General features: G+C 56.6%; 15 protein-coding genes and 1 pseudogene. 9 read left to right on the top strand and 7 right to left on the bottom strand.

Annotated elements, in window-relative coordinates:
* The 4 genes from ACWISF_RS04210 to lepB all read left to right on the top strand — a co-directional run.
* On the top strand, positions 1–306 hold a 306-nt coding region (locus tag ACWISF_RS04210), incomplete at its 5' end, for a BamA/TamA family outer membrane protein (protein WP_448380340.1).
* Entirely contained in the window at positions 306–1,127 is an 822-nt protein-coding gene (gene lpxC, locus ACWISF_RS04205) for a UDP-3-O-acyl-N-acetylglucosamine deacetylase (protein ID WP_448380339.1), read from the top strand. The genes ACWISF_RS04210 and lpxC, both read left to right, overlap by 1 nt.
* Before the next feature lie 16 nt (positions 1,128–1,143).
* The gene (locus tag ACWISF_RS04200) at positions 1,144–1,476 is read left to right on the top strand and encodes a DUF2470 domain-containing protein (RefSeq protein WP_448380338.1); all 333 of its coding nucleotides are present in this window, start codon (positions 1,144–1,146) and stop codon (positions 1,474–1,476) included.
* A complete protein-coding gene (lepB, locus tag ACWISF_RS04195; RefSeq protein ID WP_448380337.1) occupies positions 1,473–2,066 on the top strand; it encodes a signal peptidase I in 594 nt (197 codons plus the stop codon). The genes ACWISF_RS04200 and lepB overlap by 4 nt, the downstream gene beginning before the upstream one ends.
* 517 nt (positions 2,067–2,583) lie before the next feature.
* Here the strand turns inward: lepB and ACWISF_RS04190 are convergent.
* A pseudogene (locus ACWISF_RS04190) lies at positions 2,584–2,679 on the bottom strand (hypothetical protein); the annotation flags it as partial.
* A 321-nt stretch (positions 2,680–3,000) separates the two neighbouring features.
* Here ACWISF_RS04190 and mnmA point away from each other — a divergent pair.
* Positions 3,001–4,068 carry a tRNA 2-thiouridine(34) synthase MnmA gene (mnmA, locus tag ACWISF_RS04185; protein WP_448380336.1) on the top strand — a complete coding sequence of 356 codons (1,068 nt, stop codon included), beginning with the start codon at positions 3,001–3,003 and terminating at the stop codon, positions 4,066–4,068.
* On the opposite strand, the gene ribBA is transcribed toward mnmA, so the two are convergent.
* From ribBA to ACWISF_RS04165, 4 genes are all read right to left on the bottom strand, one after another.
* On the bottom strand, positions 4,043–5,677 hold the full coding sequence (gene ribBA / locus ACWISF_RS04180) for a bifunctional 3,4-dihydroxy-2-butanone-4-phosphate synthase/GTP cyclohydrolase II (protein WP_448380335.1): 1,635 nt from the start codon (positions 5,675–5,677) through the stop codon (positions 4,043–4,045). The two genes, mnmA and ribBA, sit on opposite strands and share 26 nt — an antisense overlap.
* A gap of 127 nt (positions 5,678–5,804) precedes the next feature.
* On the bottom strand, positions 5,805–5,993 hold the full coding sequence (locus ACWISF_RS04175; protein WP_448380334.1) for an NblA/ycf18 family protein: 189 nt from the start codon (positions 5,991–5,993) through the stop codon (positions 5,805–5,807).
* A gap of 166 nt (positions 5,994–6,159) precedes the next feature.
* Positions 6,160–6,810 (bottom strand): pyridoxamine 5'-phosphate oxidase, encoded by a 651-nt coding sequence (pdxH, locus tag ACWISF_RS04170; protein WP_448380333.1) that lies wholly within the window; start codon positions 6,808–6,810, stop codon positions 6,160–6,162.
* Positions 6,811–7,081: 271 nt separating this feature from the next.
* Positions 7,082–8,896, bottom strand: a complete 1,815-nt coding sequence (locus ACWISF_RS04165; protein WP_448380332.1) for a ShlB/FhaC/HecB family hemolysin secretion/activation protein — start codon at positions 8,894–8,896, stop codon at positions 7,082–7,084.
* Between the two features lie 488 nt (positions 8,897–9,384).
* On the opposite strand from ACWISF_RS04165, the gene ACWISF_RS04160 reads away from it, so the two are divergent.
* Entirely contained in the window at positions 9,385–9,867 is a 483-nt protein-coding gene (locus ACWISF_RS04160; protein ID WP_448380331.1) for an SRPBCC family protein, read from the top strand.
* A 34-nt stretch (positions 9,868–9,901) separates the two neighbouring features.
* Here ACWISF_RS04160 and ACWISF_RS04155 read toward each other — a convergent pair whose 3' ends face one another.
* Together ACWISF_RS04155 and ACWISF_RS04150 are read right to left on the bottom strand one after the other, a co-directional pair.
* Positions 9,902–10,648 (bottom strand): hypothetical protein, encoded by a 747-nt coding sequence (locus ACWISF_RS04155; protein WP_448380330.1) that lies wholly within the window; start codon positions 10,646–10,648, stop codon positions 9,902–9,904.
* Entirely contained in the window at positions 10,648–11,946 is a 1,299-nt protein-coding gene (locus ACWISF_RS04150; protein ID WP_448380329.1) for a DHH family phosphoesterase, read from the bottom strand. The genes ACWISF_RS04155 and ACWISF_RS04150 overlap by 1 nt, the downstream gene beginning before the upstream one ends.
* A 348-nt stretch (positions 11,947–12,294) precedes the next feature.
* On the opposite strand from ACWISF_RS04150, the gene ACWISF_RS04145 reads away from it, so the two are divergent.
* The 3 genes from ACWISF_RS04145 (at position 12,295) to ACWISF_RS04135 (ending at position 16,537) form a co-directional block, all read left to right on the top strand.
* Positions 12,295–14,001, top strand: a complete 1,707-nt coding sequence (locus ACWISF_RS04145; RefSeq protein WP_448380328.1) for a mechanosensitive ion channel family protein — start codon at positions 12,295–12,297, stop codon at positions 13,999–14,001.
* A gap of 626 nt (positions 14,002–14,627) precedes the next feature.
* Complete coding sequence (locus ACWISF_RS04140; protein ID WP_448380327.1) at positions 14,628–15,878, top strand: tetratricopeptide repeat-containing S1 family peptidase; 1,251 nt, start codon at positions 14,628–14,630, stop codon at positions 15,876–15,878.
* An 8-nt stretch (positions 15,879–15,886) separates the two neighbouring features.
* Positions 15,887–16,537 (top strand): response regulator transcription factor, encoded by a 651-nt coding sequence (locus ACWISF_RS04135; protein ID WP_448380326.1) that lies wholly within the window; start codon positions 15,887–15,889, stop codon positions 16,535–16,537.
* The last annotated feature ends 84 nt before the right edge of the window (positions 16,538–16,621 follow it).

The following is a 16,621-nucleotide window of genomic DNA, read 5'->3' as shown; positions in this document are numbered from 1 at the left end:
GTGCGGGGCTGGGGGGAAGGGGAACTGGGCACAGGGCGCAGTTTCTTCCAGGCGACGGCGGAGTACCGGTTTCCCATCGTGAGCGTGGTGCGGGGGGCGTTGTTTGTGGATTACGGCACGACCTTGGGCAGTCAAGGGGCGGTGCCTGGCGATCCGGGGGGAATTCGCCGCAAACCGGGGCAGGGCCTGGGCTATGGGGTGGGGGTGCGGATTGTCACCCCGCTGCTGGGGAATCTGCGGGTGGATTTTGGCTGGAATGACCTGGGCGGCAATCAGATTACGTTTGGGGTGGGTGAGCGGTTCTAGTGGGGGAACGACGCACCCTGCAGGGGGTAGGGCTGCATACGGGGCAAATGTGTACGGTGACCCTGGAACGGTTGCCGCCTGGTGAAGGTCGGGTGTTCTATGTGAACCGGCAACCCGTTCCCGCGCGGGTATCGGCGGTGCGACCGAGCCGTTTGTGCACCACCTTGGCACAGGGGGATGTGATGATTCACACGGTGGAGCATTTGCTGGCGGCTTTGGTGGGGTTGGGCATCGCGGATGTGGCGATTGAGGTCAGCGGGGGGGAAGTGCCGTTGCTGGATGGTTCGGCGTTGCCTTGGGTGGTGTTGCTGCGGGATTGGGGCACCGGCAAGCCGTTGGTGGCGGGAGTGGTCACCGAGCCGGTGGTGGTGCAGGCAGGCGATCGTTTTGTCTGCGCCTTGCCTGCATCGGAATTGACCTTGACCTATGGGATTGATTTCCCGGATTACCCAGCGATTGGCCGCCAGTGGTTGACCTGGATACCGGAGCGCGAGGATTTTGGCACGGCGATTGCTCCGGCCCGTACCTTTGGCTTGGCGGGTCAGATTGCCCAGTTACAGGCGCAGGGGTTGATCCGGGGGGGCAGTTTGGCCAATGCGTTGGTGTGTGACCGGGAGCGGGGGTGGGTCAATCCCCCGTTGCGGTTTGCCGATGAACCGGTGCGCCACAAACTGCTGGATTTTTTGGGGGATTTGGGGCTGTTGGGGGCGTTACCGCGGGGGCATTTTTTGGCCTACAAAGCGGGGCATGACTTGCATATCCGGTTGGCGGCGCGGTTGGCGCAGGTGCGGGAGCAGGACGGTATGATGGGGATACAGTGATTCTGCCGATGTGCCCATGACCGAGCCTTTACCTGGCCACCCCATAGCGTCGTCATCGTCCTCAGAGCGGAAGTTTCCCCCGGAAGTGAGCGCCCGGATTTGCCGCCACATGAACGAGGAGCACAGCGAGGCGGTGTTGTTGTATGCCCAGGGGTTGGCGGGGTTGCAGACGGCGACGGCAGCCAGCATGGAAGCCATTGACTGTGAGGGGATGGATTTGGTGGTTTGGGCCGGGGGGGAGCAAACGGCGATTCGGATTGAATTTCCGACCCCCTTAAGTGGCCCGGAGGCGGCCCATCGGCATCTGGTGGCGTTGGTGCAGACGGCTCGCGAACGTTTGCGCGCATGAAGTGGCAACGGCGGTGGCGTGGGTGGCTCAATAGCTTGCAAACCCTGGTGCTGGCGGTGGCGCTGGCGGCCCTGATTCGTTGGGTGGTGGCAGAACCGCGTTACATTCCTTCGGGTTCCATGTTGCCCACCCTGCAACTGGGGGATCGGTTGGTGGTGGAAAAAATTTCCCACTACTGGCGCGACTGGCAACGGGGGGATATTGTGGTGTTTGCGCCGCCGCCAGCTTTGGTCAGCCAGGGGTATCGTCCCGACCAGGTACTGATTAAACGGGTGGTGGCCTTGCCGGGGGAAACGGTCGAGGTCAAAGAGGGACGGGTCTGGGTGAATGGGGCGCCTTTGGATGAACCCTATGAGACGACGCCTGCGGAGTACACCTGGGGGCCGGCGGTCGTACCACCCGGTTACCTGTTTGTGTTGGGGGACAATCGCAACGCCAGCAATGATTCCCATGTGTGGGGTTTTTTGGATGAGCGGCTGATCCTGGGACGGGCGTGGGTGCGGTTTTGGCCTTGGCCGGTGCGGCGGTATGCCACTGGGAATGGGGTAGCATGGCTGGTTATGGGTTCCCCGCACTTGGCGCTGGGATGAGCGGGCGATTCGTGTCTGTGACAACTGCAACCAGAAATTAAGTAAGAAATTAAGTAATGGTAATGTTCAACCAAAGCTGACTACATCGTTGCGTAAACTATAGCTAGGTAGGTTAAGGTTGTTGCCTTAAGATTCATGGCTACACCACACTTCCGCTATGGAAAACCAATATGGGGCTACGCCCAGCGACCCATAGCATGTCAACCTTTGTATGCTTAGCTATACAAATTGGCGAAATCCCTCCCAATCAGTAATCTTAGCACTATGACCTTTTTGATAGTTCTGTTTCGCACGAACAGTAGCCCAACCGCGAGCCTCTGAGCCGGTTTACCGCAACCCCAATCGCCTGTGAGATGAGTGGTTCTGTATGGACCAATAGATGGGAACCATCACGAATTTGAAACCCCTAGGCCTATAACTTCGCAAGCAGCGTAGCGTCATATTTGTCATAATTTTGTTATAATATAGCTAAGCAGGCAAAGGTTGGCATATAAAGCAGATGACCGAATCTATAAGATCATGAAGATTTAAGATTTCGGGTTGTAGGTTTTCTAACTCTTTGCTTAATTCTATGCCATTGATGCTCAATCGGATTTAAATCGGGAGAGTGTTTCGGTAGATATAGCTATTCCGTTTTAGAATGCAACACTTTCTGGGTATTTATAATCGTTCTATCTTCTTCTAGGAAAGGGTTTGTAGGTAAAGGCGAATGTCGCAAACTTGTTTGAAACTACTATACACCTTGTTCAGGTACTGCCAATTCACAAAGAAATTGCCCCTGCCATCACCGTACTCATCAAACCCTGACCCCACCGAGATTTCCCCTGCGTTACGGCTATCTTGTGATGGCGTGAATTTCTTATGTCCTCATAACCATTCGCCATAAGTCATAATAAATCTATGGCTAACTTCCCAAGAGTGGGTTGTAGGGCGCATGGCAGCAAAACGGGTGGTGGTCGGGTTGTCGGGGGGCGTGGATAGCTCTACGGCGGCGGCCTGTTTGGTCAACCAAGGGTATGAGGTGATCGGTGTCACCCTCTGGTTGATGCCGGGCAAGGGGCAGTGCTGTAGCGAAGGCATGGTGGATGCGGCCCGCATTTGCGCCCAATTAAACATTCCCCATCACATCGTGGATATGCGGGAAGTGTTCCGGGGGCAGGTGATGGATTATTTGGTGACGGGCTATGGTCAAGGCATTACCCCCCTGCCTTGCTCCCAATGCAACCGCTGGGTGAAGTTTGCCCCCCTGTTGCAGTACGCCCAAACCACATGGGGCATTGACCGAATTGCGACGGGTCATTACGCCCGCATTACCTATAACCCTGTGACGGAACGCTATGAACTGCGCCGGGCAGTCGATCGCAGCAAGGACCAGTCCTATTTTCTCTACACCCTGACCCAAGAACTGTTGGCAGCAACCCTATTTCCCCTGGGGGAATACACCAAGACCCAAACGCGGGAATTGGCGGCTCGCTATGGCCTGGCAACGGCCACCAAACCGGAAAGTCAGGATTTGTGTCTGGTGGAAGCGCATGGCTCGATGCGGGCGTTTTTGGACCGCTATTTGCCGCCCCAGCCAGGGGAAATTGTCAACCGGCAGGGGCAGGTGTTGGGACACCACACGGGCATTCACCACTACACGGTGGGGCAACGGCGTGGGCTGGGGATTGCTGCCCCGGAACCCCTGTACGTGCTGGCGTTGGATGCAGCGCATAACCGGGTGATTGTCGGTTCGCGGGAAGAGGCCCTATCGCCGGGCTGCCAGGTGAATCGCCTGAATTGGGTGAGTATTCCCCCGCCGACGACGCCCATCCCCGCGCAGGTGCAAATCCGTTACCAAGCGCCCGCCGTGGATTGCTGGGTCATCCCTACGGCTGCCGACTGCGTCCAGGTCACCTTTGCCACGCCCCAGTTCGGGGTTACCCCCGGCCAAGCCGCTGTCTTTTATCAAAACGATGTCTTGCTAGGAGGCGGGATCATTCAAGCGCCCAGTGATAAATGACCTGGGTGCTGAGGGGTTCCTCGGTGGGGTAGGGACGGCGGTCCAGTTGCACCTGCAGGTTGAGCAAGGGGTCCGTACCGGTCGCCAGCAAAAATTCCAGCGCCGCCAGCCCTGGCCATTGGGCAACCTGGGTGAGGACGGTTTTGACGGCTTGGGTGTAGGGGTGTTCCGGTTGCTGGTACCAATCCGGGGGAGCCAATCCCGGCTGGTCAAACCCCAAATGCACAATCAACGCCGCCTGGTTAAACACCGCCTGGGCCACCGGACGGTTGACTTCCCGCAGGTGCAAGTCGGTCGCCGTCGCCAAATGACGCAGTTTTTCCAGGTAGGTATAACGCTCGGTCGCATCCGGACGCTGCCGCCAGTGCAACGCCAAGGTGAGCAAATAGGTTTGCAGCAGCAAATGCCCCAGTTTGTCCGCCTTGGTGGTGAGATAGTCCAAGTTGTAATGATTGACCTCCACCAGCAGGGGCACCCGCTCGACCACCGTCAACCCGTAGCCCCGCAGCCCGGCAATTTTCCGGGGGTTGTTGGTAATCAGACGAATCTGGCTTACCCCCAAATCGCAGAGAATTTGTGCCCCCACCCCATAGTTGCGTAAATCCGCCGGAAACCCCAATTTTTCGTTGGCTTCCACCGTGTCAAACCCCTGGTCCTGCAAGGCATAGGCTTTGAGTTTGTTGACCAACCCAATGCCCCGCCCCTCCTGACGCAGGTACACCACCACCCCCTGCCCCGCATACTCAATCATCTTGAGCGCCGCTTGCAACTGCCGCCGACAATCACAGCGCAAGGAACCCAGCGCATCTCCGGTTAGGCATTCCGAATGCACCCGCACCAGCACCGGCTGCTGGGCAAACTGGCTGGGGTCGCCCTTGACAATCGCCACATGCTCCGACCCGTCCCGCTCGTTGCGATAGCCGTAGATGCGAAAATGCCCAAATTCCGTCGGCAAATCCGCCACCGTCTGCCGCACCACAAACCGCTCATGGTGCAACCGGTACTGAATCAAATCCGCAATGCTGATAATTAACAAATTATGTTTGCGGGCATAGGCAAACAAATCCGGCAACCGCGCCATCGAACCGTCCGGGTTTTGGATTTCGCAAATGACCCCCGCCGGGATTAACCCTGCCAAGCGCGCCAAATCCACCGCCGCCTCCGTATGCCCCGCCCGCTCCAAGACACCCCCTGGTTTGGCCCGAATCGGAAACACATGCCCCGGTCGCCGCAAATCCTCCGGGCGGGTTTTGGGGTCGAGTACCGCCTGAATCGTGCGCGCCCGGTCTTCTGCCGAAATCCCCGTGGTCACCCCCAAGGCCGGCGACGCATCAATGCTCACCGTAAACGCCGTTTGATTGCTGTCCGTGTTATTGCTCACCATCAGGGGCAACTGCAATTCATCCAACCGCTCCCCCGTCAACGCCAGACAGATTAACCCCCGCGCCTCCACCGCCATAAAATTAATCATGCTGGGGGTCGCAAACTGGGCTGCACAAACTAAATCCCCCTCATTTTCCCGCTGTTCGTCATCCACAACAATTACTGCCTGACCTGCCCGTAGCGCCGCTAACGCCTCCGGAATCGTGGCAAATTTACCTTCGGACACGCATCCCACACAAACCCATTCGGTTCAATTGTAAACATTCTGATAAACCTGCGGAAATGGACGCCGCCGACTCCCAGCCCCATTCCCCTAGGTGGGGAATCCGACCGGAAACCGCGGTGTACCCGGCCTACAGCCCTGGCTCTAACCCCCACTGAAACTTGAGAAAATGCTGATACATCTTCTCTTTGAGCAACATCTGGTGGTACAGCTTGACCAGAAACTCCTGCGCCTGCTCCCGACTCATCTGTCGCACCTGGGTTTCAAACGAGCGCAGACTGAACTCCTGCTCCAAAGACAACTCCAGCGGCTGATCCATACCTACCTCCTACGGATAAGGGTTTAAGTACCCGGTCATGAACCAATTATGACACTTAGTTAAGAAACATAAACAATTTCTTGACAGAGTGCCAGTTCGACATTCAAGCAACCGGGTTAGATCGGTTTTACCCGTACCACCGCGGGAGAACTGTTCCCTGTGAACATCAGGGAGCCAGGCGGGTTTGCTGCCAGGTGCCATCGGGTTGCAGCCGGTAGGCGATGCGGTCGTGGAGGCGGGAGGGGCGCCCCTGCCAAAACTCGATGGTGTGGGGACGCAGGCAATAGCCACCCCAAAAGGGCGGGCGGGGAATCTCCCGGTCCGCATACTCCTGCGCCAGTTGGGCAAACCGTTCCTCTAGCGCCGAGCGGTCGGGGATCACCTGGCTTTGGGGGGACGCCCAAGCCCCCAGTTGGCTGTCCCGGGGGCGTTGCTGGAAGTAGGCATCAGACGCCGCTGCCGGTAGGGGCGTGACGGTTCCCCGAAACCGCACCTGCCGTTCCAACGGTTCCCACCAAAACACGAGGGCAGCCTGGGGACAATGGGCCAACTGCTGTCCCTTGGCGCTGTTCATATTGGTAAAAAACTGCAACCCTTGGGCATCAAAACCCTTGAGCAGGACAATGCGGGCGTCGGGGCAGCCCTGGGCATCCACCGTCGCCAAGGTCATGGCATTGGGTTCCCGAATCGGGGCCGCACAGGCCTCCTCAAACCATTGCTGAAACTGTACCCAGGGGTCCGGGTCAGCCGTCAACAGCACATTTTGGGTGTACTCCCGCCGCAGGTCGGCCACCGCACGAACAGGCTCGCGATTCATAGGCACAGGATAAACGACGCTTTCGTCTCAAGCAGCTAATCGGGATCAATCCCCAATTCTTGCAATTTTTGGGCCAGCCGTGCCGCCCGTTGCTGCGCCATCTGTGCCAATTCCTAGGCAGTAGGTTTCCATCGGGATTGGCCCAGCGCAACCCCGTGGTGCTTACACCCGGTACTCCCCCACCCAGCGGCACAGCAGCACCTGGATGCAAATGTTTGACCTGGAATCGGGCCGTTGTGACCCAAAAAGGCATCCAACGGCCACACCACCGCTAAAAGGCGCGGTAGTTGACGTTGAAGTAAATGCCATAGTCCTGGGCATCATTCTCCCGGTCTTGGTTGTAAATCAAAGGTGCGCCCAAATCTAAACGCACATCCATCCCCTGAATCGGATTCCAAAGAAAGCCCATGCCCACCCCCGCCAGGGTATTAGGCGTGACCAGGGTATTGGGATTGGCGCGATTATTCCACACCCGACCAAATTCGATAAACGGCGCCAACTGGAAAAAGACCTGCCCGTTTTGATCCCGCGCCACAGGCACCCGCGATTCCACCGAAAGGCGAAAGCCATTGTCCCCTGCCCGGGCGTTTTGCCGATAACCCCGCACCGACTGGGCACCCCCAATCACAAACTGCTGTTGCGCCAATAAAGGTGTGGCTGCCAGTTGCACATCCCCCCGCACAATTAGGAGAACATCATTCCCCAAATTCTGCACCCGTTGCCCTTGCCCCTGAAAACTGAAAAATCGCCCATCGGGAATAATTCTGCCGGGAATAGGACCATCGGGATTTTGGGTGGCATTAAAAATGGGTAATCCCAAATTAAATTGCCCCAAGGCCAACCAGGCCCCTGTCGCATCCCGATAAACATAATCCGCCCCAAATTTCAAAACACTGGTGGTACTAAATCCCCTCTCATCCGGCCCAAAACCAAAAGGCGTTGGCCCGGCAAAGGTAAACGTTTGGGAGCGCTGCCAGGCAAATCCCGTCGATAACGCCAATTCCTGCCGCACACTGCGAATAATCGGTTGCCGAAAACTGAACTCGTACAACTGGGATTCCCCACGGATATTCAGGGCCTGAAATGTCTCATCGGTAATGCGATTATTGGTCACCAAGGCCCGCACTTGCACCGTCCCATCCATGGGATTGATGGGCGCTCGGTAGGTGAAATTATATTCATTCAGAGCCGCCCGTTGCCAATCGGTGAAATTCAACCCCACCGTGTAGGAACCAAAAATTTCATCCCCAATACCACTCAAATTTTGATACCCTACGGACACATAACCCCGTTGCGTGGCAATACTCGGCGGCACATAATTATCCACTCCAAAAGACAGGACAAAAGGTTGCTTATCCTCCTGCACCCGCACCACCAGAATACTTTCCCCCGGTTTGTCCCCCGGACGCAGACTGGCTTCCACATTTTCCAGGTAGGGCGACGCCCTAAGCAAACGTAACTGGTCTTCCAGAGCATTGGTATTCAGGGGTGTTTTGGCGGCCAACCGCAACCGCTCCCGGATATAGCTGGTAAATAGGCGTTGATTGCCCGTAATTTGAATATCTGCCAACCGGCCTTCTACCACCTCAATCCGCAATTTACGCGTGGGAATGGTCTCGGCCACAATCGTCGCCCGCGAGGTGATGTACCCCCTATCCACATAAATTTTGGTAATTGCATCTGCCACATCCTGCACCTGCCGCAGCGTCACCTGGCGATACAACACCGGCTCGATGAGTTTGGCAATCTCTTTGGGCGAAAGAATGGTGCTGCCTGCCACCTCCAGGGACTCCACCACCACCAACTGGTTGGGGTCGCCTGGTACCGTGCCCGGCACAAAGGGCGTCTCCTGCTGCACCAGCGCCGGGGGAACAGGTTGCACCGGTGGGGGCTGGACTAACCGCTGTTGGTTGGGGTTAGGGTCCGTCTGGGCCAAGGGGGCGCCGCTAAAGGGTTCCCGGCGAGGTTCCACCTGGGGTGACCTGGGCAATTGCCCGCGCCGCGACAGGCGTGCTCCTTTGCGTACCTGCAGGGTGTCCTCATTTTCTATAGAAACCTGCGGCTCTGGGGTTCTAAATTCTGGCACCTGCCCACCTTTTGCCTGCCTTGGCATTGCCTGCGCCGCACTGAGCAATCCCGCTACAGATAAACCTTGAATGCAAAGCCCACACCACAACCTTTGCCAGGACATAACAAGAATGTTATAAGTTTTGCTCGTATTAAAACGAAGTTGGATGTCCTTTGTCAAGGTCGTGTAGGCAGAGACCAAGCCTGCAGCAGGCCAATTACAGCCTTGCGTTTATGTTGTAGGTGCAACAACGTGCCGCAACCCTACTTTTTAACCGTTCACCGGCGATACCACCGACATTGAATTTTTATTTATTAATTTTTATTATTAATTTTGGGCAGCGGCACGCTCAAGAATTTCTCCCTAGTTGTAAAGCGCCACGTGTGATGCCACAACGGCTGCTTGGCAAGCTGGGGACATCGCTTTTTGTTACATATCGATTGCAAATCTGGGGGAATCCCCCGACAAGGTTCTAAAATAGGAAGACATGATTAGGGGAGAAAACGATGGGACGGCGGCGACGCCCAGAGGCACCTAGCAAGGCCAGGATTATGATCACCTACTACGCCTTGAGTAGTGCGCCGGTGGAACAGATTTGGCAAAAGCTCGCCAATCTGGCCGATCTCTCCTGGCATCCGCTGGTGATGCGTCCCCACGTGCCCTGGGGGTTGTTGCCCAAGCCGGGTTTGCTCTACGAGGCGGTGTCCCGGCTGTTTCCTGTGCGGGTACGGATTTTCGTGGAACGGGTGCAACAGCAACACCTGCTGAGTGTACGGGTGTTTGCCCTGCCGGGTCTGGAAGAACGGATGACCTACCAGGTGCAATCTACCGTCTGTGGCACGCAGATTTCCTACTCCATCACCCTGCGGGGCTGGCTGTCGCCTCTGGTCTGGTCGGTAATTCGCCCCCGCGCTGCCCAAGTCGCCCGCCAACTGGCCCAGGCTGCCGAAGGACGCCTGGTCAACCTCGATGGAATGTCCGTGATTTAGTTGCTTGGGGCAGAAACGGGCGGCAACCACGCCGTTAGCGGTTCCTGGTCACTGCCGCTTGCTGGCGGAGAATCCTGGCAGCTTGATCGGCCAAATCCGCCAAAGAACGGGATGTCACCGTCAAGTCTGGGGTCAACTGGGGGGTGACCAAGGGGTTCACCAACAACCACTCCTGACGCAACGGCGTGTCCCACACCCGCATCACCGCCAACAACACCCGCTGGTACAGGTACCGGGGAATCGCTACGTCCAGACAAAAAGGCACAGGCGCCTTCTCCTGAGCTGGCAAAGGTTGCTGGAGATGAAGCACCAACGCCATCCGCAACGGGTCGTGAATGTGCAGAGACAATTCCTGCCCGCCGATGACCCACCCTTTCACCCGCAGGGTTTGATGCCAGGGGAAACGACAGCGGTATTGCCAATGAAAGGCAGCAAGCTGCGGCGGTTCGCTACCGTCGGTGACCCGCACGATCAACCCGTCATTCCGGGATTCCCAAGTGCCATTGGGCTGCTCCTCCCGACAGCGAATCTCCCAAGTGCCCACCGGCCAAAACGTCCAGGGCATCAGCAACGCCACCCCCTGCCGGTTGGGCATAACCTCCCGCTGCCGATATTGGCATCGCCCCGAACCCGTCGGCCACAGCCATTCCACCGTCGTCGGCTGCCGCCGGGGCGTCCGTCCCCACAGCCGATACACCCCCGCTTGCAAGGGCTGCTCCCCCTGCAGCCAACAGTAGCTCCGCGGCGCATCCTGCCGTTGCAGCAGAAACTGCCAGGCCATCAGTTGACCTGCACCTGCTTGTCCGGGTTGATCAACCGCAGGAGCTTTTGTTTAATTTGGGTGTCGTACACCTCCCACTTCAAATTGGCGTAGTTGGGATTGTCGTTCAACCCCGCCAAAAACCCCATCGGAATCTCAAAGCCCCCCGCCTGAGAACGACCCCCCCCAAAAAACCGCCCTTGGGGGTCATGCCCAAACGCCTCCTTCAAAAACTCGTCTGGGTCCAGCGTCAGTTTGGTCGTCCGCAGCGAGCCGATCACCAACTCCCGCTCCCGGTCCTTGTCATAGACAATCCCATACACCACAGCCGTATGGACATTGTCTTCGGTGACCAGAAAATCCGCCGCCTGGGGAATCGCATCGCGGGCATCGTAGCGCAGATACCCCACCCCCGCCAGAGAAAAATTATTTTGGATCATGCGGTTTTTCAAGGCGCGCTCGATCACATCCATCGCCTGCTTGCTGCGATTCACCTGCAGGATCGAACGCAACAACTGGGAATCGTAGTAACGGCTCAGGTAGGCCGCCGCCAGCAAATCTTCCTCCTGCGCCAGGAGCAGCCCATTGGTATCCGAACGGATGCCGTGGATCAAGGCCGTCGCACACTTGACATGTTCCACCACATTCCGGTCGAGCACCAACAATTCCCCCTGGCAATACTGGGTCAAAATCGTCGCCGTCGCCTTCACATGGGGACGAATATCCACAAATTCCGCCGTCATATCGGCGCTCGGATGGTGGTCAATCACCGCCACCACCGGTATCCCCGCCTGCTGCACCCACTGGGTCAACTGACTGGTCGCCCCCTGGTTATCAATAAACACACAGCCTTGGTAACTCTGCCAATCCCGGTCCTTCAGGGTGGAAACCGGCCAATTTTGCACCGGCATCCCCGTCAATTTCACCAAGGCGATATTCTCCTGGTGGCTAATGGTCCCCGCATACACCAGGTCACAGCGGATGTCGTACTGTTGGGCAATCAGCGAGAACGCCCAGCCACACGAGAGGGCATCCGGGTCGGGAAAATCCTGCAAAATCACCAAATGCCGTTCCCCAGCATGCCGGGTCAACAGCCGATGCAACTCCTCCAAACGATGGTCATGAAACCGCCGTACCGGTCCTCCAACCGGCGGAACCACCACCGTACCTGTCGGCGGACTCCCGCTAACCCCGGCCGTATTGTTGCCATTGACACTTGGGGTAACCCCAGACGGCGCCGCCCCCGGCCCATCTCCTGCCGGTTTTTCCTGGGATTCCAGTGCATTTGGGGCGTTGGTGTCGGTCGGTTCGTTACTCATACCAGACCTAGGACAAACGACAGAAAAACAAGGGTTCCCTGAACCACACGTTTGCTTTTGGACAACCATCCCATCTCTAGTTTACCCGATCTCGTTCGCAGTCAGGTCACCCTTGGCCGGTAGAGACCCAACCTGTCTCGTGCCCCAACGGTTCGGATGGGATTCACCGTGCCGCCAACCCCATCTTGGGCATCTTGTGCCCCGCAACCGGCAGTATCCCTTTGGGCAGAAACCTCGGAAAATCGGTAACTTCTGATACCCTAAAGCCAGTGCTTGGCAATTGGGGATATGCAGCGGTTGCGCCGTTATTTCCGCCTACTTGTCCTTGCGCCGGCCGTGCTATTTCTGATGTCCCGGCCCACCTGGGGACAATTTACCTTACCACAACAACCATCCCCGTCCATCGTCCCTGGTAACGTCACCCGCTATGGGCATCTTGAAACAACAGATGTGGTGTTTGACGGCGAAAAATTATTCACCATTGCCTCGCCAACCGTGTGGGATCGCCATAACCCCAAAGACCGCATCCCTGTAGAAATACGGGCGGAACTGATCGCAGCCAATTTACGCCGGATTGTCGCCCCCTACACCCAAAATCTCCTCGATAGCCGCGCACCCAAAGTGATCATTTCCGTCGCCACCTTAAACAAGGAAACCGTGCTTTTGGGGCGCACCGAATTACAGCAGCAAAATATCATGATTCTCACGGTGACCGAATCCGATTCTTCCTACCATGGCATTCCCATCCCAGAACTGGCGCGACAATGGCAGCAGATCATCCAAGAAAATCTACAACAGGCCATTTCGCAGCGCACACCCCAAGCCCTTTTGCGCCAAATTGTTGCCGCGATACAGGTATTGGCATTGGCCTTCATCGTGAGTCTGCTGGTGCGGGGTGCACAGTACTTTCTGCAGCGGCGCAAAAAGGAGATTCAAGAGCAAATCATAGCCCTGAAAAAAAACCAGAAACACCATCAAAATCTTGCACAACATCCTACCACAGGAGCGCATGAGGCAAACGCGCAACACCATTTCCCCGGCCTCAACCGCCAAGGAGTTGAACTGGTAAACTATATCAAATCCCATTTCACTTATGAACAGAGATATAAACTTATTGCATTTTTTGACTACCTGTTACTCTGGACGCAGGTGGCGATTTGGTTGACGGGTCTGGCGCAAATTTTTTCTATATTTCCCCAAACCCGCGGGGTTGCGATCAAAATTTTGGGTTTGCCGATTCTCTGGTTAATCGTCTGGTTTTTGACCGGATTGGGGGATAAATTTGGCGATTTTTTGATCGACCGTTTACGGCAAGCCTGGGAGAACTATGACCTTTTTCATCTGGGGGAACTCTCGCGCAAATCCCTGCGAATTTCTACCACAATCGCTACCCTGCGTGGGGTGAAAACTGCTGTAGTTTATATGGTACGTGCGAGTTATATTTTGAGTACCTTGGGGGTGCCTGTTAGCTCCATTTTTGCCTTGGGTGGTTTGCTGGCATTAGCCATTTCCCTGGGGTCACAAAACGTGATCAAGGATGTGGTTAATGGCCTGCTTATTCTTTGGGAAGACCAGTTTGGCATTGGCGATGTAATTCAAATTGGTGACCATGTTGGCGTGGTGGAAAGCATGAGTTTGCGGATTACCCAACTGCGCAATGTGGAGGGTTGCTTGATCACCATTCCCAATAGCAGTATTGTGAAAGTTGCTAACCTAACCCGTTCCTGGTCACGGGTAAATTTTGAGATTTTGGTTGATTGCCACACAGACCCCACCCAAGCCCTGGAAGTGCTCAAAGCTGTGACGCAGGAATTTTGTGCGGACCCGGCGTGGCAGCCCTATTTGCTCGAACCGCCGGAAGTGTTGGGTATTGATGCGGCCAGTCATGAGGGTTTGCTGCTGCGGGTGTGGCTGAAAACCCAACCCGGACAACAGTGGTCGGTAAGTCGGGAATTTCGCCGCCGGGTTGTCCAAAAACTGGCGCAGGCAGGTATCCGTTTGGGTCGCCCCCATCAGGTATGGGAACCAGTAGAAGCGCCGACATTCCCTAAGTAACGGCGGGGAATATGTAAGTGCGATTTCAGAAATGGCTGCGCATTTCTGGGCAGATAAATTCCCGATTAAAGTGGATGTTGCGCTTGCCGAGATTGTGAAATATGCCACCCCCCAATCGCTGCCCTATTTGGATGGGATATTGATTGCTTGGGCAAGGCAATGGGTGAAGAAGTTTGGGGCGATAAATTCGGTCCCTGTGCGGACTCAATCCTAACAGTTAGGGCCGCAGAATTACATCAAATTATCAAATTCAAGGCAAGGGGTGCGGATGCCACGCCAAAACCTTAGATTAGGTCTTGAAATTTTACAAGTTGGCGCCAAAAGGTACACTTGCTCAGCAATACCAAGCCCGCTCATTGATAAAGAAAAGATTTCTCATTAAATTCAGTCATGTAAGTTCATAAATTTGCATCGGGCAAAAGGCTTAATGAGAAAATTTTTTATAAACGGAAATTTATACATGGCTTGGTACCATTAGATGGCCATTTTGGCACAAACCCTCAAAATCTTAAAATTCCCCACTTCGGGGAAGCACCCCATTAAATTTTTAGAAATCTTGCCGCCCTCTTTGGGGAATGGATATTCGATGATTAAATAAAAGCAGTTGGACGTAGGAGACCGCCGGTATGCAACGGCTGACCTGGGGAGCGACCCTTGCCCTGTTAAGCACGCTAGGGGTGTTCCTGTGGCAACGTCCGCTCGCCTCGAGCGATGAGGCGGCAGCGGTGGCGAAAGTGGCCAAGGGGATTACTGTTTTGATTGATGGGGTCAATCCCGGTTCAGGCATTATCGTTGCCCGGGAAGGAAATACTTATACTGTACTTACGGCAGCGCATGTTATCCCGGTGCAGGATGAGTACGATATTATTACACCTGACAAACAGAAATATCCGTTGAAATACGGCACGGTGCAAAAGTTGGCCGGGGTGGACCTGGCGACGGCCAAGTTCACCAGTGATAGGACTTATCCGGTGGCGAATTTGGGGGATGCAACCAAGGTGACCGAAGGCAGTCCGGTGTATGTGGCGGGGTATCCCCAGCGGGGGGCGGCAATTACGGAGCCGGTGTACAGTTTTACGGTCGGGCGGCTGACGGCCAATGCCAGTAAGCCGTTGGTGGACGGGTATGGGTTGGTCTATAGCAACAATACGTTGCCGGGGATGAGTGGCGGGCCGGTGCTGGACCGGCAGGCGCGGTTGATTGGGGTGCATGGACGGGCCGATGGGGGGCAATTGGAGCGGCAATCGCAGACGGTGTATGTGAAAACGGGGTTTAATTTGGGGATTCCTATTAATACCTATTTGCGTATGGCGCCCCAACCGGCGGCTTCCCCGTTGCCCAAGCCGGTGCGACCGGTTGCCCCCGATCCCAGCCGGGCGGATGATTTTTACCTGTTGGCCAGTGAACGGTATCGGCAGGGGGATATTGCCGGGGCCATGCAGCAGCTTTCTCAGGCGGTGCGGGCCAATCCCAACTATGCGGCGGCGTGGGCCACGCGCGGGGTGATGCGTTACATTCAGCGGGACCAGCAGGGGGCGATTCAGGATTTTGACCAGGCGATCCGCCTCGACCCGAACTACGTGGAATCCTATGTGGGGCGGGGGTTGGCGCGCTCGGCGTTGGGGGACAAAAACGGGGCGCTGGCGGACTATTCCCAGGCGGTGGAACGGCAGCCAACCTATGCGGAAGCCTGGTACAACCGGGGGGTGCTGTTGTATAACTTGGGGAAGGTGCAAGAGGGTATTGAGGATTTGCGGCGGGCTGCCGATTTGTATCTCCAGCAGGGGAATGCGGTGGAGTACCAGCGCACCCAGGAAACCCTGCGGGTGGCGACCGGCAATTGTCGGCAACAAATTCGTACCTTGTGTGACTGGTAGCCTTGCCGGTGGTGCTGCTTGTCCCCAATCCCCAGTTACGCCTGCTGTTGGGGTGGCATCTGCAGCAGGGGGGCTACCGGGTGCGGTTGTTGACGGCCTTGGCCGAGGGATATACCCTGACGGCGGGGGGGGTGTTGTTGGTGCTGGATTTGGACTGGCCGCAGACCTGGGATGAAGGGTTACAGTTGGCGACCTGGTTTAGCCAGCGGCGGTTGGGGATGGTGTTGGTGATTTCGGCCCGCAACCAGGAAACGGATGTGGTGGCAGGGCTGCAGGCGGGTGCGGATGACTACCTGGTCAAGCCGTTTGGGTTGGCGCAGTTTATGGCGCGGGTGCAGGCATTGCAGCGGCGGTGGCAGCGGGGGCCAACGGTGTTGCAGGCGGGGGGATTGACCTTGGATTTGCTGACCGGGCGGGCGGGGTACCAGGGGCAGGTCTTGCCGCTGACGCCCCATGAGTTTTACCTGTTGGCGCATCTGGTGCAGGCGCAGGGCGAAGTGGTGCCCCGGCAAACCCTGGCGCAGGTGTGGGGGGGGGCCTGCGGGCGTCGTTTGGATACCCATATCCTCAGCCTGCGGAAAAAATTGCCGCCGGATGTGCACATCAAAACGGTGCATCGCCTGGGGTATCGGTTAACGGTTGCACCGGCAACCGGATAGGGCCGCGTTCACAGGCCCTTGTTGGCGGTCATGGCTGGGGGGATGGCGGCGTTGTTTTCGCGGCCAAAGGGTTAACCAATGGCC

This window comes from Gloeomargarita sp. (assembly GCF_053491055.1).
The sequence above is the reverse complement of the archived record's forward strand: the minus strand, read 5'-3'. Positions and strand labels throughout refer to the sequence as shown.

Bases quoted from the DNA above. Each gene is read 5' to 3' on its own strand.
- ACWISF_RS04200 (WP_448380338.1), top strand. From the start codon at position 1,144: ATGACCGAGCCTTTACCTGGCCACCCCATAGCGTCGTCATCGTCCTCA.
- lepB (WP_448380337.1), top strand. From the start codon at position 1,473: ATGAAGTGGCAACGGCGGTGGCGTGGGTGGCTCAATAGCTTGCAAACC.
- mnmA (WP_448380336.1), top strand. From the start codon at position 3,001: ATGGCAGCAAAACGGGTGGTGGTCGGGTTGTCGGGGGGCGTGGATAGC.
- ACWISF_RS04175 (WP_448380334.1), bottom strand. From the start codon at position 5,993: ATGGATCAGCCGCTGGAGTTGTCTTTGGAGCAGGAGTTCAGTCTGCGC.
- pdxH (WP_448380333.1), bottom strand. From the start codon at position 6,810: ATGAATCGCGAGCCTGTTCGTGCGGTGGCCGACCTGCGGCGGGAGTAC.
- ACWISF_RS04160 (WP_448380331.1), top strand. From the start codon at position 9,385: ATGGGACGGCGGCGACGCCCAGAGGCACCTAGCAAGGCCAGGATTATG.
- ACWISF_RS04155 (WP_448380330.1), bottom strand. From the start codon at position 10,648: ATGGCCTGGCAGTTTCTGCTGCAACGGCAGGATGCGCCGCGGAGCTAC.
- ACWISF_RS04150 (WP_448380329.1), bottom strand. From the start codon at position 11,946: ATGAGTAACGAACCGACCGACACCAACGCCCCAAATGCACTGGAATCC.
- ACWISF_RS04145 (WP_448380328.1), top strand. From the start codon at position 12,295: ATGTCCCGGCCCACCTGGGGACAATTTACCTTACCACAACAACCATCC.
- ACWISF_RS04140 (WP_448380327.1), top strand. From the start codon at position 14,628: ATGCAACGGCTGACCTGGGGAGCGACCCTTGCCCTGTTAAGCACGCTA.